1 protein-coding gene is annotated in these 349 nt (G+C 57.9%); it reads right to left on the bottom strand.

Going from position 1 to position 349, the window contains the following annotated elements; genetic code table 11:
* The coding region (locus WEIDD23_RS12420; RefSeq protein ID WP_197458908.1) for an IMP dehydrogenase at positions 1–349 on the bottom strand (349 nt) is incomplete at both ends.

Here is a 349-nt window from a genome sequence, read left to right on the forward strand (position 1 = left end):
GCAATAATCGTCTTACCATATTGCTTGGCCACTTCAGCTGCTGCCGCAATGGCTGAAACTTGTGGCACACCCACGCCGGCAACTACGCGGGTCGTGCAAATTGAACCCGGCCCGATACCGACCTTAACCACATCGGCACCAGCGTCGTACAACGCTGCTGCACCGGCTGCCGTCGCAATGTTACCCGCAATAATGTTCAACGCCGGAAAGGCATCGCGGACTTCCCGCACTTTGCGCAGCACCCCTTCAGAATGACCGTGGGCTGAGTCGAGCACAATTGCATCAGCCCCCGCATCAACCAACGCACCCACACGTTTGATCGTATCTGAGGTCACCCCAACCGCACCAG

This window comes from Weissella sp. DD23, from assembly GCF_001579105.1.
Taxonomy (GTDB): domain Bacteria; phylum Bacillota; class Bacilli; order Lactobacillales; family Lactobacillaceae; genus Weissella; species Weissella cibaria.